The following is a 14,215-nucleotide window of genomic DNA, read 5'->3' as shown; positions in this document are numbered from 1 at the left end:
CTTTTCTTTTATCTATGATGTATAATAGAGATAAATTAAGAGTATTTGAAAGAGGTGATTCGGATATGGATAAAATTCATATTAATCTTGGCAGGGACTCCTATGATATTCTGATTGATACAGGACTGGTACGGAAAGCGGGCCCTGCGATCCGGGATCTGACAGGAGCGGAAAAAGCGGCTATTATTACGGAAGACGGCATAGATAAGCTGTATGGCATGGGGCTGGTAAAATCTCTGGAGGAAGCGGGCATCCGCACTCAGCTGATCGTGGTGCCTTCCAGCGAAAAATCGCGCACGCTCCATATTGTGCGCCGGGTATACGGCGCTCTGGTAGATTTTGGCCTGGGAAGCAGTGATACGCTTATTGCCCTGGGCGGCCGGGTGGTAGGAGATATTACCGGATTTACCGCAGCCACCTACCACCGCGGGATTTCCTATATACAGTTCCCCACATCCGTACTTTCCCAGATCGGCAGTTCTATCGGCGGAAAAATCACGCTGGATCTGGATATTCCCGCCGGGAAGAATGTGGTGGGCACCTTTTACCAGCCCAAGGCGGTATTCATTGATCCCGGCATGGCCAAAACGCTGCCCCGCCGGTATTTCCACAACGGACTGGGGGAAGCGGTCAAACTTGGCTGCGTAGCTGACAAGGCGCTGTTTGAACTGTTCGAACAGGTATCGTCGGATATGGATATTTACCGGGTGCTTCCGGAAATCATCCGCCGCTGCTGCGCCATCAAGGCCCACTATGTTGAAATCGATCCCTTCTCCCGGGGAGAGCGCCGTATCCTGGACTTCGGCCATACTATCGGCGGTGCCATTGAACGGTGCCTCCGCTATAATGATGCAGAAATTACCCACGGGGAAGCCACAGCCATCGGCATGTACCTCATCACCCGCCGCTCTGAACTGGAAGGACTGACTCGCAGAGGCACCACTTCCCGCCTGGAATACGTGCTGAAGTCTCTGTCCCTGCCTACATCTACAACCATTCCCTATGACATTCTGTATGAAGCTGTAAAGCATGACAAGAAAATCAAAGGCGATGTGATCCAGATTACCCTGATCAAGGAAATCGGTGAAGGATTCCTTTATACTCTTCCCATCCGGGAGCTGGGACAGTTCCTGAAGAGCTGAGGCCTGGGAAATCGAATTTCCTGCCTGTTAAAAACGAACCTGCATTTTGCAGGTTCGTTTTTTCATTGTCTTCCTGCAGGAGCATCCTTTCTTCCTATCCGGCCGTAAAGCTTGCGGATTTACCGGCTGCATGAAGGGTAAAGGGAATTGCATGTAACCCCTAAAGACTGTAAAAAAATATTTGATGTAACTATTGACGTTACAAATATAATATGCTAATATACTTGTAACTAAGTAAATTACATCAAATATTTGATGTATGTTTTGATGAAAGGAAGAAATGAATGATGAAAATTGCAGTAGCAGCAGCTAACGGTAAGGAAGGAAAACTGATTGTTGAGGAAGCACTGAAAAGAGGCATGGATGTCACCGCCATTGTCCGCAGTGAAAACAAAACCACAGCGAAAAAGGTGATTCAGAAAGATATTATGGACCTTACCCGGGAGGATCTGGAAGGATTTGATGTGGTGGCAGATGCATTCGGAGTGTGGGATCCTGCGAAAATGTACCTGCACAGCGTTACATTGAAGCACCTGGCAGATATTCTTTCCGGCAGCAGGACACGGCTTCTGGTGGTAGGCGGTGCAGGCAGCTTATATATGGACAAGATCCATGGCCTGAAGCTTTCCGAAACCCCCGATTTCCCGAAGGACTATCTGCCGGTAGCCAATGGCATGGGACAGGCACTGGAGGAACTCCGCAAAAGGGATGATGTGGCATGGACCTATATCAGTCCGGCAGCCGTTTTTGATCCGGAAGGAAAGAGAACCGGCTCCTACACTCTGGCAGGGGAAGAATTCACAGTCAATGAAAAGGGAGAAAGCTATATTTCCTATGCAGACTATGCCATTGCCCTGGTGGATGAAGCGGAAAAGGGAAATCATATCCGTCAGAGAATCAGTGTCAGAAAGTAAGGCGGCAGGAAAGCGCTGAAGCAGCTTATCCGGCATACCAAAAAAAAGCAGCACCATGAGGGTGCTGCTTTTTGCGTGGCTGACTCAGTTGTCATAAATAATGAGGCCCATGAAGACCAGGTCTTCGTCTCCCGTATTTTCCAGCCCATGACGGCTGCCGTTTTTGCAGAACATGGCATCGCCGGGTTTCACTTCATAGGTGGTGTCATTATCTGTATACAGGCCGTGGCCGGAAAGGATGTAGTAAATTTCTCCATCCCCTTTGTGCTGATGTACACCCATGGAGCATCCCTTCTCCAGGGTGGCTTTCAAATAGGTCCGGCATTTGTCTTTCAGTATGTCCGGTCCCGCAATGGGCTGGAGGATAATGTGGCCTTTGCCACCGTTGGCATGTTCAATGATTTTAGGCGGAATTTTTTCTATCATGGGGTTTCCTTCTTTCTGTATCAGGCAGGGTATGCGATTCAGTGAAAATACTTTTCGGTACATGGCGGGAGAATGGCTGCCGGAGCGGCATTTCTTTATCCCGCAGAGGACTCATTATCCCAGTGATGGGCGGCAAGTTCTTCTTCCGACACGTTTCCGATTTTGACGCGGGACAGGTATTTTCTGGCGATGTTTCCCAGAGAAACCAGAGTGCCCACCGGCGTCGGAGGGTGGTTCATCATGCGCCAGCGGGGGAAAAAGCGGGTAATATGAAGGGGCATATCTTTGTTCAGCGAAGCAATCCAGCGCACCATGTCCTCAAATGTTTCGGGGTCATCATTTTCTTCAGGAATGACCAGGTTTGTCAGTTCCACATGGGAAACTGCCTGTGCTTTCTGAATGGTTTTCAGAACCGGTTCCCTGGATGCGCCGCAGATGGATCTGTAAAAGAGAGGATCCCATCCCTTCAGGTCGATATTCCAGGCGTCGATGAGGGGAAGAAGCAGGTCCAGCGCTTCTTCTCCGATAAAACCGTTGGTTACCATCACATTGACCAGGCCTGCCTGGTGAAGCAGAGGCGCGGTGTCACGGATCAGCTCAAAAGAAAGGGTCGGTTCATTGTAAGTCCAGGCAACGCCTATATTTCCCTGTGCCGTCAGTGCTTCAGCCAGGCGGAGTATGCGCTCCGGCGTAACCTTCCTGCTTTCTTCCTCTCTTTGGGAAATTTCCCAGTTCTGGCAGAAAAGGCAGTTCATGCTGCAGCCCCAGCTTCCGAGGGAAAGGATGCGGCTTTTCGGATGAAACCAGGCAAGCGGCTTTTTTTCTATGGGATCCAGGGCCGCCGATGTGACCAGTCCATAGGTAAGGGCCTTCAGCCGGCCGTGGTCATTCCACCGGGTGCGGCACCAGCCTCTCTGGGAAGGGAGAATCCGGCACCGGCGGGGACAGAGGCGGCAGAGGCAGATGCCGCCTTCTTCCTGATCATATAATGCACATTCCATAAGAGCCTCCACGGAAAAAACGGAAAACCGGGACCCTGGCGGCATGATGCCGCTTTTCTCCGGCCATTCCTTTAAAAATACCTCTGCACCGTAAACCGGTACAGCTTTACCGGTTCTTCCTTTCCAATGCCTGCTTTTCTTCTGGCAATGGCAATCTGCTGCGCCGGCGTATCCACCCCTTCCAGATCGGGGAGAAGAAGACCGCGGCGGCTGCCGTTTTCCACAAGGATGCCGTATTTCTTTGCATCCAGTCCGGACAGTTCGGCCGGTTCAGGACGGGAAAGGACATCCACAGAAATGGTGAGATCCTCCAGTTCATAGGAAGAAAGAGGCGGGAAGCGGGGATCCTCACAGGCAGCAGCTTTGGCATTATGAATGATTTCTTCCGCCTCGTTTCTGTAACAGGGCAGGAAGGTGCCTATGCAGCCCCGGAGCGCGCCGAATTTATGAAGGGAAACGAAGACGCCGGCCTTTTCCTGCAGGGCGGGAGAAAGGGAGAACGGCGCATGCATGAGGGTTCCCTTTTCCAGAAAATGGCGGATGCTTTCCTTTGCCAGCTGGACCCGTACATCATGAATTTCTTCTTTTGGGGTTTCCTGCTGGGGAAGGTAGAGGCAGACGCCATATCCTACGCCGAAGGGGCCTTCATGGGAAAAGCAGGGCATATCAGCCTTTCGTTTTCCCAGAATGCCAAAGAGGAAGTATACCGACGGAAGCCCGCACATACCGATTTCTTCAATGAAATCGGGCGTCATAGAGGTCAGCGGCGTTTTGTCACGCCGTTTCAGGGCATCCATGACGGCCCTGTCGAAAAGAATGCCCTTGGGCGTATAGCCGTTGGGAGAATCGGGGGTCAGCCTGTGGGAAAGATCTCCCGAGGCAATGACGCCGATTCTTCTTCCCAGCCGGGCGGCTGCTCTTTCTACAGCGGCCCCCAGGATTTCATTCATTTCATAGTGAGAAAAGCAGGGGGACAGAAGAACCGCTCTGCCCTGGAATCCTGCCTTCAGCAGGTAGTACATGGGGACAAAGGTGCCCCAGTCCAGGGAAAGGCTCTTCCCATACCGGGCCGCTTCCTCCCGATCCACCCGGTGCAGGGGGATCACCGGCCCCGCTTCTTTCAGGATGGCTTCCGACAGCATGCGGTCTATGGAAAGGCTCATGGAAATCCCCGGATGCCCGAAGGCGGCCAAATTGCCGGAAATGGTATCCGCCAGGAAGAGGGCCGGGCCGTCATAGAAACACATATTATGCGGAGAGATGATAATGACTGTTTCTATCCCTTTTTCCACCATCTGCTTCATAGCCCGCTGTTCCGTTTCTACGGTCAGGGCTATTTTTTTCAGTTCTTTTCCACCGATTTCAGGAATCATGACAGGCGGATGGGGAAACAGCCCCGCCGCCATACAGGTCGTATCCATAGCATGCGCTTCCTTTCTTGCGGAAAGCAGGGGAGATGCCGCTGCTTTCCTCTCTTTTCAGGGAAAAACAGATTCATGCAGCACAGGCATATTACCGGGAGGCGTTTTGTTCGTCATGCACTTCCCGGATGAGCCTGTCCCACTGGTCCCACACCACAGAGGGGGCGAAGGGCTTCATATTTTCTTTGGCTTTTTCGCCAAAGACTTTCCTTTTTTCGGCGTCTTCCATCAGCTTTCGAAGGGCCTCGGCGAAAGGAGCTGCGCCGTCCTCAGCCAGATAGCCGTCCTCTCCATCATGAATCAATTCATTCACCGCAGGGCAGCTTTGGTAGCCCACCGCCGGAATGCCTACGCCCATGGCTTCCGTAAGTGCCAGAGGAAATCCTTCGTGGTGGCTGGGGAAAGCAAAAATATCCGTTTCCTTCCACACAGAAGCCATGTCCTTCGTGGTGCCCCGGAGATGGACGCGGTTTTCCAGGCCTGATTTTTTCAGGATGCCCTTCAGGGCAGTCACGTAGGTCTTATCATAGGTATCGCCCCAGATATTAACCTGCCAGTCCGGAAAATCTGCCGCCAGCAGGGCAAAGGCTTCTGCCAGCAGGTGCTGCCGTTTGGTGCGGCCTGTAACGCGGCCCACATTGGTAATGGTATGGATTTTGCGGGGAATACCGGGGGAAGCGGACAGGGCAGGAATCGACACCGCATTGGGGATATAGACAAAATGGTGGTAGTCCAGATACGCTTCCGCCTTTTGGATAAAGGAAGGCATCAGCGCCTGGATGCGGGCACTTCGTTCCAGTGCCTTTTTTTCGCCGGAAGGCGCATGGGCAAAAATTTCATCGGGATCATTATGCAGCATGGAAATCACCGGCACCTTCGTGGAGAGGCCCTCCAGCAGCAGGCGGCCGGTAGGTTCCCGGAAGGATACAATGACATCAGGCTTTTCCAATGCCATCACCCGCTCCAGCTGAGGCAGGGCGGAAGCCAGCATCCGGTAATTCCGCTCCCGGGCTCCTTCCTTGCTGAAGAGACGGGTCACTTCTCTAAGCCCCTTTCCCCAGGCGCTCATATGGACAGGTTTCATGCCGGGCATATGGAAGAGATTGTAAAAATGGCAGTCCTCCGGAAAGGGATAAAAAGGGGTGCCTTCCTTTTCATCGGCCATGACCACGGACAGGTGGTATCCCTTCTCTGCCATGGCAAAGGCCATGCGGGACAGTACATGCTCTATGCCGCCGCTGTAGCCTGCAAATTTATGAAGATCTGCCAGTAAAAGATTCATGGGTCTGCTCCTTTGTCCTGAATGAGGAAAGCAGGGCTTTTCCTCCTCGGAATTCTGCCTTTATTATAGCAGATTGGACAGAAATACTTTTTCAGGAAAATGCTGATGTAACTGTTATTTCATTTCATCCTTCCCTTTGGGATCTATTAGGGAAAGAAGCTGCAGGGCAGCAGACCTGCAGAGAAATGGAGCAAAGTTCTATAAATATCTGTGAAATTTCAGTCTGTGAATCAATGGCTCTTTAAATATGATAAAATAATAGGGACTGATTTTGACGTTTTACGAAAACCGATTTCCATGAAATAAGGAGATATTCATGAGCAACGTTCTTTCCCATGCGATTACCGACACCCTCCATCTGGGGAGAAACATAGAAAAAGAAGATTTCCACATTGCCCTCACCGGCACAGAAGATTATATTCCCCATATGGGTATGGTGGCACTTACCGTGCATGCACATAACAAAGATCTGCCCATCTGCTACCACTTTTTTGTGAACCACCTGGAAGAAAACGAGAAGGAACGGCTGGAAGAAGCGGCAGAAATCATGAAAAGTCCCATAGAGGTCCATTTCATTGATGACAGCGCCTTCAAGAGCCTGCTTCTGTCCGACGGTGTAGCCGCCTTTTTCTACCGTTTCCTGGTGGCACCCACACTGGCACCACTGACTGACCGGGTGCTGTACCTGGACGGGGATATGATGTGCCGCGGCTCCATTGCCTATCTGCGGGATCTTGATTTTCAGGGAAAGGATGTGGCTGTGGTATCCGACCGGAAAGAGCAGCTCCAGATGAAACGGGTGCATACCAGACGCTATTTCAATGCCGGCATGATGCTGATCCACGTTGACCAGTGGATGAAAGAAGGGCTCTTTGATGATATCGTGCGCCGGGCAGAGGAAAATGTAAAACGGGTAGGAAACCGGCTGTCCCACCATGACCAGGATATCCACAATGAAATGCTGGATGGAAAATGTCTGTATATCGAAAAGAAATACAATTACCTCTATAACCTGGACCGCCAGTCTCTCTTTAAAAAGCAGCCGGTGAATGAAGACTATCACCGGCAGGTCATCATCCATTTTGCCGGCCATGCCAAGCCCTGGCACAGCTGGGTGCAGGAATGGCCGGTGGTGAAGGAATACGCCGCCATCCAGCAGTCATCCCCCTGGAAAGACGTACCCCTGGTGCCCCCGAAGGGACACAAAAATCTTCACCAGGCCGCCCGCACCGCCCGTATGCAGGGACGGTACGGAAAAATGATTTCCCTGTATCTTCAATATCTGAAGGACAAGGCGTAAGAAAAAACGGCAGCCGGTCCGGCGGGAAGGAAATTTCTGTCAGACTCTGCCCATAAAGGAGAATATCATGAAAACATCTGTTACTCTGGAAGGAAAAACTGTATTTATTACCGGATCTGCCGGATTTATCGGAGCCAACCTGGTGAAGCGGCTTCTTTCCGTACCCCATATCCGTATCATCGGCATTGATAATATGAATGACTATTACGATGTATCACTGAAGGAATACCGGCTGCAGGAGCTGGAAAAGGAAGCCGCTGCTGCAGAAGGCAGTGAATACCATTTCATCCGCGGAAATATTGCAGACCGGGACTGCATAAAGAGCATTTTCAGCACATGGCATCCGGATGTAGTCGTCAATCTGGCTGCCCAGGCAGGCGTGCGCTACTCCATCACCAATCCTGATGTATATATCGAGTCCAATCTTATCGGTTTCTACAATATTCTGGAGGCCTGCCGCCATTCCTATGACGGCGGTGCCAAAGGTGTGGAGCACCTGGTCTATGCGTCCTCTTCTTCCGTCTATGGTGGCAATACCAAGGTTCCCTTCAGCACAGAGGATAAAGTGGATCATCCCGTGTCTCTCTATGCGGCAACCAAGAAGTCCGATGAACTTCTGGCCCACTGCTATGCTAAACTGTACAACATTCCTTCCACCGGCCTGCGTTTCTTCACGGTCTACGGACCTGCCGGGCGGCCGGACATGGCTTATTTCGGGTTTACCGACAAGCTGCGGGCAGGAAAGACCATCCGGATATTCAACTACGGCCACTGCGAACGGGACTTCACCTACATTGATGACATTGTAGAAGGCGTGATCCGTGTCATGCAGGGGGCGCCGGAGAAGAAAAACGGGGAGGATGGTCTGCCTCTTCCGCCCTATGCGGTATACAATATCGGCGGCGGCCGTCCGGAAAACCTGCTCCGTTTCGTGGACATTCTCCAGCAGGAACTTCTGCGGGCCGGAGTGCTTCCCAAAGAGTATGATTTTGAAAGCCATAAGAAACTGGTGCCCATGCAGCCCGGTGACGTACCGGTTACCTATGCGGATACGGAAGCACTGGAAAGAGACTACGGCTATCGTCCCTCTACTACTCTCCGCCAGGGACTCCGCCGGTTTGCGGAATGGTATAAGGAATATTATAAAATCTGAAAAATCGGATATACAAACGGCACTCCGGAAAGGGGTGCCGTTTTTGTCTGGAGAAACAGGCCGGAAAAAGACGTGGAAAACGCGGCGCGCCGGCTCTCCTGATGAAATAAAACCGGATCATGAGTCCATCTGCACTTCTCAGCCGGTGAGACTATTTGCTTCTCCCCGTGACTATATAACCAGAGAGGCGGAAAGAGAAGCGCCGGCCCGGGAGACGCCCTCTGCAGGCTTCTCTGTCGTTTCCCTCATGTTTCAGAAAGGATGTACCGCATGAAAAATCTGGCACTCGTATTCAAAACCGACGGCAGGTCCACCATGACCATCACTCTGTCCAGCCCCAGGGACAATGTGACTCTGGATGAAGCGAAGGCAGCCGCCGCAAAGCTGATTCCTGTCCTTGTCACCAGTGCAGGCGCAGGTGTGACGGAACTGGAAAAAGCCACCGTCATTACCACCTCTTCCGAAGAACTGGCGTAGGATTTTTATAGAAAGGACAGGATATCATGGCAGCAGCAAAAGTCATTTCCGGTGTAAAACTTCAGATCCGCTTTGACAACGGCACCACCGCTTCCGGTAAAACCGCAGTGAAAAGCATGTCCCTGGGACAGATCAGGCTTGATGCCACCGACCAGCAGCTTCTGGACGCAGGCACTGCCCTGGCCGGTCTCTCTTCCCTTCCCCTGAACGGGATCCGCAGAGTAGAAACCGGAGATCTCACCGATGCCTGAGGGCGTCTGAGACAAGGCCGTGGAGAAATCCACGGCCTTTTTCTGCTGAAAAATGTTTCCGGAATCCATTCATGGCGGATCCGTGGTATAGTAAAAAGGAAACAGGACAAAACAGCCGGGTATAATCCCGGCAGACAGGAGACACAGCGTGAAACAGTCCGTCAGTCATTACATGATGCCCGATGAGCGGGAAGAAAGCATTGCAAAAATTGTCAAAAGCCTCCATCTGGACGGCATTGAAAACCTGATATACGGCACGAAAGCGGCAGAGAAACCGGCAGATCGCATGACCGTAGGCTGCCATCTGGCCTACTGGCCTGACTGGATGAATTTTTATCTGGGAAATCGTGAGCTGTGCCGAAAGGATTTCCCTACGGAAAAATCTTTGACAGATACCTTCGGCGGAACCACGGTAGATGCCTGGAAGGAGCAGATACGGGGAAATATCCGAGCAGCGCTGGCGGAACATCCGGCCTATCTGGTGTGGCATGTGGCGCACTGTTCCCTGGATGAAATATGGACCGGCCGTTTCCGCTATTCCGACAGGGATGTTCTGAAGGCGACGGCTGAGGTATATGGGTCTGTGGCCCGTGAAATTCCGGATACGGTGCAGGTCCTTTTTGAAAATATTTTCTGGCCCGGTCTTTATACCCTGAAACCGGAGGAAGTGGACTATTTCTTCAGCCTCCTTCCCGGAAACAATACAGGCATCATGCTGGATACGGGCCATCTCATGAATACAAACCCCGACCTGGAAACGGAGGCAGACGGTGCCCGCTATGTATGCCATGTGGTGGAACGGCTGGGATCCATGAAATCCCTTATCAAAGGCATTCACCTCAGCTGCTCCCTCTCCGGCGCCTACCGGAAAAGCCTGAGCGGCAGGCCTCCTGCCGTGATTACACCGGAAGTTATCAGCCGTCACATCATATCCATTGACCAGCACCGTCCCTTTCAAACGGATGCTGCCCGGCAGATTATCGAATGCGTGGAACCGGAATATGTGACCCATGAACTTTTCGGCAGCGATTTCTCCATACCGGAAGACAGGGTACGGCAGCAGATGAAAGCGGCGGGACTCTGGTAACACCGGCGGTTCTTTCATTTATCCACAAAAAAAGCACAGCCATCCATAAAGGATGGCCGTGCTTTTTATTTTCTGTTTTCCTTCAGAAATTCTATGTACTCTTCTCCCCACAGCCGTATGCTCTGCAGAACCGGCGTGAACCGGCGGCCCATGGCGGTGAGGGAATACTCTACCCGTGGAGGCACTTCGGGATACACCCTGCGATTGACCAGGCCTTCCTTTTCCATATATTTCAGCTGGGAGGACAGGGTGGCATGGGTAATGTGAATCTCCCGTTCCAGATCATTGAACCGTTTTGTGCCTTCACTCAAAGCATGAAGAATGAGGATGGCCCACTTTCCCTGCAGCAGCTTCTGGGCAGTGACATAGGGACAGACGCCGAATAATTGATTTTCCATGATTTCCTCCTATTACGCAAGTTTTTCATACCAGGTCAAGGGAAATATCCTTCTTGTCAGCTATTTTATATCGGTCATATAATAAAAGCAAGTATAAAAAGTATACCGTGCAGGGAGCAGCGGCGCCGCCCCGGATTTAGAGGAGAAGGTTGTAAGGTTTGACATCCCTTTCAGGGCGGAGGGTTGATGCAGCACCTGACAGCGCAGGGTTTTACAGGCCGCCTGTCATACTCCCTCTGAACCGGCCCGCTATTCCGCCGGAACGCCAGTACACCACAAGGAGATGATGTCATGAAAAGAATGCCTGTTATTTTTGCAGGACACGGCAGTCCCATGATTGCCCTGGAGAAGAATGAATTGACCCGTACCTTCAATCGCTTGGGAAACGAAGTCATAGAGACCTTCGGCAGGCCGAAGGCCATCCTGTCTCTGTCAGCCCACTGGTACACCGGGAAAAGCTATGTGCAGTCCAGCCCTTCTCCCCGCCAGGTATATGATATGTACGGATTTCCCAGGGAGCTGTATGAAGTACGGTATGAGCCGAAGGGCTTTCGTCCTCTCACCGATCGGGTGCTGAGTCTTTTACCTTCGGCAGAGATCAATGACGACTGGGGGATTGACCATGGCACCTGGACCGTGCTCTCTCATATGTTTCCCGATGCTTCCATTCCGGTAGTACAGCTTTCCATTGACAGGAACTGCTCTCCCCGGTCGTCCTATGAGCTGGGGCAGGCTCTGTCGCCTCTTCGGGAGGAAGGCTTCCTGATTTTTGCCAGCGGAAATATCGTACACAATCTTTCCCGGGTGGAATGGGATAACGAAGGCGGTTCTCCTGAGGCAGACCGCTTCGATGCATACATTACTTCTGCGATGACGATGCGGGACGATGAAAAAATCATTTCCTACCGGGACCATCCCGACAGCGCCTATGCCGCTCCCACGGCAGACCATTTCCTGCCTCTTCTCTATGCTCTGGGCGCCGCAGCCGGCGAGAAGCCCTGTCTGTTCAACCAGGTCCGGAACCTGGGCTCCATTTCCATGACCGGATATGCTTTCGGCCTTTCTCTGACCAAAGGAGGAAAATAATATGTCTCTTTCATTCCAGATCTACCATCCCGGCTCCAAAGCCATTTTTGACGTGACCTCTACCCTGATTACCGGCGAAAAGGAAGCTTTTCTGATAGATGCCCAGTTCCAGAAACAGTATGCGGAGGAACTGGTGGATCTTATCCGGAAGACAGGCAGGGAACTGAAAGTCATATATATTTCCCACTTTGACCCGGACTATTACTTCGGACTGGACGTGCTGGCCGACGCTTTTCCCCAGGCCCGTATCCTTTCCACCGCCCAGACGGCCTGGATGATATCCGCCAGCATGAATGACAAGCTGGCCGTATGGAAAAAACCGCTGGGTCCTGATGCACCTTCCCGTTTCATTCTGCCGGAAGCAGTCAAATCGCTGCCTCTGCTGGAGGGACAGGAAATCCGCATCGTCACCTGCCCGGACGATGAAATGCACAGCTTCCTCTATGTGCCTTCGAAAAAAACAGTGCTGGGCGGTGTGTCCCTGGCAGAAGACAGCCATCCCTGGATGGCCGATACCAAAGGGCTGGATGAACTGGACAAATGGATCAGCCAGGTAGAATCCATGAAAGCCCTTTCCCCGTCAGCAGTCATTGCCAGCCATCACTATAAAGAAGAATCCGGCGGAGATCCTGCCATCCTGGACTGCACCCTGGAATATCTCAAGTGCTATCGGGAGGCTCTGGCCAGCGGCAAAACGGCGGATGCCATCGTGTCCATCATGAGTGAAAAATATCCTGATCTCACCGGCGCTGACACCCTTGCCTTCGGTGCCCGGGTCATTACCGGCATAGAACCCTGGGCCAGAAAAGACCTCTATCCCGGCATCGGCCACCACGTGATCATGGATTTCTCGCCTTCTGCTGTGTTTGATGTGGAATTCAAGGACAACAAAACCCTCACCTTTACCCAGACGGAAGGCAGCAATAAGGGCTATGCCGATACCATGCCCTTTACGGCGGAAGAAATCGCCGATCACGTTTACATGGTCCACTGGCAGGAAAATGCAGGCATTGCCGTAGTGCATGTACAGAACTGGAACACCCTGGAGGTGTGGACAAATATTTACATTCCCGGACAGCCGGGGATTCATATGAAAGGGAAGATGATCCGCCACTGATAAAAGGAGCGGCGGATCTGCCACCCGGGTTCAGAGGCTCAAAGGGCGAAGTTCCTACAGCGCCTTGAACTCTCTGCTTCCCTGCGTTTGAGAATGCAGAAATTTATTCCCTTCTATTATCGGCATAAAAAAAGCACCGGCCTGGCCGGTGCTTTTCTTTTACAATCCTGTTTCACGGATATCTCCGCTCTGCTGGGCCGCTCCCAGCATGACAGAGAGCTCATACAGCTTCTGATGGAACGGTTCTTTTTCCTTTTTGGCATCTTCATAGGAAATAATCCGCACCCGGCCCTGCTTCATGCCTGCCAGGGCGTCCGTTTCTCCTTCCAGCATGGCCTTCACGGCAGCTGCGCCCAGGATAGAGCCCAGAATGCCGTCTCTGGCGGTGGGCTGTCCGCCCCGCTGGATGAAGCCGAGGATGGTAGTGCAGATATCAATGTCCGTGCGTTCGGTCAGCCAGTCTCCCAGAGCCCTTCCATCGTCCGCACCTTCTGCGCAGATGATAATGCTGTTTGTTCTTCCTGCTTCCATCTGCAGCTTCAGGCTTCTGGCCAGCTTTTCACGGCTGAAGGGGACCTCCGGCACCAGGATATATTCCGCACCGGAAGCCAGTCCTGCATCCAGGGCAATATTTCCTGCAAACCGTCCCATAACTTCGATAATGGCCGCCCGGTTGTGGGCCGATGCCGTGTCGCGGATACGGCTTACGGCAGACACTACGGCATTCACAGCCGTGTCATGGCCTATGGTTTCATCGGTGCCGTGCATATCATTGTCGATGGTTCCGGGCAGGGTAATGGTAGGCATGCCCAGGCGGGACAGCTTTTCAGCACCCTGGATGGAACCGTCGCCGCCGATGACGATCAGCCCTTCAATGCCCCGCCGCCGGAGGATATCCACGGCCTTCTTCTGGTTCTCTTCTTCAAAGAAGGCTTTGCAGCGGGCCGTTTTCAGCATGGTGCCGCCGTGGAGGACGATACCGCTTACGGAAGAAGATGCCATGGAAACCATATCGTCATCCAGAAGGCCGGAATAGCCGCGGTAAATGCCGTAAATTTCCTTTCCATAGCTTAATGCGGTGCGTACTACGCTTCTCACCGCTGCATTCATGCCCGGCGCATCACCGCCGCTGGTCAGAACTGCCAGTTTATCCATAATAT

At 52.3% G+C, this 14,215-nt stretch carries 16 protein-coding genes; 10 read left to right on the top strand and 6 right to left on the bottom strand.

Annotated features, from left to right (window positions below; translation table 11 throughout):
* Window positions 1–65 precede the first annotated feature (65 nt).
* Both ACI4N7_RS08755 and ACI4N7_RS08750 read left to right on the top strand, forming a co-directional pair.
* Window positions 66–1,142, top strand: coding sequence for a 3-dehydroquinate synthase family protein (locus ACI4N7_RS08755; protein ID WP_439732979.1), 1,077 nt, complete (start codon window positions 66–68; stop codon window positions 1,140–1,142).
* 284 nt (window positions 1,143–1,426) lie between these two features.
* Window positions 1,427–2,056 (top strand): NAD(P)-dependent oxidoreductase, encoded by a 630-nt coding sequence (locus tag ACI4N7_RS08750; protein WP_439732978.1) that lies wholly within the window; start codon window positions 1,427–1,429, stop codon window positions 2,054–2,056.
* Window positions 2,057–2,140: 84 nt separating this feature from the next.
* On the opposite strand, the gene ACI4N7_RS08745 is transcribed toward ACI4N7_RS08750, so the two are convergent.
* The 4 genes from ACI4N7_RS08745 to ACI4N7_RS08730 form a co-directional block, all read right to left on the bottom strand.
* A complete protein-coding gene (locus tag ACI4N7_RS08745) occupies window positions 2,141–2,482 on the bottom strand; it encodes a cupin domain-containing protein (protein ID WP_439732977.1) in 342 nt (113 codons plus the stop codon).
* Between the two features lie 95 nt (window positions 2,483–2,577).
* A complete protein-coding gene (gene amrS / locus ACI4N7_RS08740) occupies window positions 2,578–3,483 on the bottom strand; it encodes an AmmeMemoRadiSam system radical SAM enzyme (RefSeq protein ID WP_439732976.1) in 906 nt (301 codons plus the stop codon).
* A gap of 71 nt (window positions 3,484–3,554) precedes the next feature.
* Entirely contained in the window at window positions 3,555–4,904 is a 1,350-nt protein-coding gene (gene amrA / locus ACI4N7_RS08735) for an AmmeMemoRadiSam system protein A (RefSeq protein ID WP_439732975.1), read from the bottom strand.
* Window positions 4,905–4,995: 91 nt separating this feature from the next.
* Window positions 4,996–6,186 carry a glycosyltransferase gene (locus tag ACI4N7_RS08730; protein ID WP_439732974.1) on the bottom strand — a complete coding sequence of 397 codons (1,191 nt, stop codon included), beginning with the start codon at window positions 6,184–6,186 and terminating at the stop codon, window positions 4,996–4,998.
* A gap of 316 nt (window positions 6,187–6,502) precedes the next feature.
* Between ACI4N7_RS08730 and ACI4N7_RS08725 the strand changes: the two genes are divergently transcribed.
* The 6 genes from ACI4N7_RS08725 to ACI4N7_RS08700 all read left to right on the top strand — a co-directional run bounded on the left by ACI4N7_RS08725 (window position 6,503) and on the right by ACI4N7_RS08700 (window position 10,454).
* Window positions 6,503–7,486, top strand: a complete 984-nt coding sequence (locus ACI4N7_RS08725) for a glycosyltransferase family 8 protein (RefSeq protein WP_439732973.1) — start codon at window positions 6,503–6,505, stop codon at window positions 7,484–7,486.
* A gap of 67 nt (window positions 7,487–7,553) precedes the next feature.
* Window positions 7,554–8,639 (top strand): NAD-dependent epimerase/dehydratase family protein, encoded by a 1,086-nt coding sequence (locus tag ACI4N7_RS08720; RefSeq protein WP_439732972.1) that lies wholly within the window; start codon window positions 7,554–7,556, stop codon window positions 8,637–8,639.
* 43 nt (window positions 8,640–8,682) lie between these two features.
* Window positions 8,683–8,913, top strand: a complete 231-nt coding sequence (locus ACI4N7_RS08715; protein WP_439732971.1) for a hypothetical protein — start codon at window positions 8,683–8,685, stop codon at window positions 8,911–8,913.
* Complete coding sequence (locus tag ACI4N7_RS08710; RefSeq protein ID WP_439732970.1) at window positions 8,910–9,116, top strand: DUF2922 domain-containing protein; 207 nt, start codon at window positions 8,910–8,912, stop codon at window positions 9,114–9,116. The genes ACI4N7_RS08715 and ACI4N7_RS08710 overlap by 4 nt, the downstream gene beginning before the upstream one ends.
* 26 nt (window positions 9,117–9,142) lie before the next feature.
* Entirely contained in the window at window positions 9,143–9,367 is a 225-nt protein-coding gene (locus tag ACI4N7_RS08705) for a DUF1659 domain-containing protein (protein ID WP_439732969.1), read from the top strand.
* Between the two features lie 148 nt (window positions 9,368–9,515).
* Window positions 9,516–10,454 carry a hypothetical protein gene (locus ACI4N7_RS08700; protein WP_439732968.1) on the top strand — a complete coding sequence of 313 codons (939 nt, stop codon included), beginning with the start codon at window positions 9,516–9,518 and terminating at the stop codon, window positions 10,452–10,454.
* Between the two features lie 65 nt (window positions 10,455–10,519).
* Here ACI4N7_RS08700 and ACI4N7_RS08695 read toward each other — a convergent pair whose 3' ends face one another.
* On the bottom strand, window positions 10,520–10,852 hold the full coding sequence (locus tag ACI4N7_RS08695) for a winged helix-turn-helix transcriptional regulator (RefSeq protein WP_439732967.1): 333 nt from the start codon (window positions 10,850–10,852) through the stop codon (window positions 10,520–10,522).
* 291 nt (window positions 10,853–11,143) lie between these two features.
* Between ACI4N7_RS08695 and ygiD the strand changes: the two genes are divergently transcribed.
* Window positions 11,144–11,938, top strand: a complete 795-nt coding sequence (gene ygiD / locus ACI4N7_RS08690) for a 4,5-DOPA dioxygenase extradiol (protein ID WP_439732966.1) — start codon at window positions 11,144–11,146, stop codon at window positions 11,936–11,938.
* A 1-nt stretch (window position 11,939) separates the two neighbouring features.
* Window positions 11,940–13,055, top strand: a complete 1,116-nt coding sequence (locus ACI4N7_RS08685; protein ID WP_439732965.1) for an MBL fold metallo-hydrolase — start codon at window positions 11,940–11,942, stop codon at window positions 13,053–13,055.
* A gap of 159 nt (window positions 13,056–13,214) precedes the next feature.
* Here the strand turns inward: ACI4N7_RS08685 and ACI4N7_RS08680 are convergent.
* A partial coding sequence (locus ACI4N7_RS08680; RefSeq protein WP_439732964.1) for an ATP-dependent 6-phosphofructokinase occupies window positions 13,215–14,215 on the bottom strand: 1,001 nt, incomplete at its 5' end.

This window comes from Dialister sp. (genome assembly GCF_051885895.1).
Classification (GTDB): domain Bacteria; phylum Bacillota; class Negativicutes; order Veillonellales; family Dialisteraceae; genus Dialister.
This window is presented reverse-complemented; position numbering and strand designations above follow the sequence as displayed.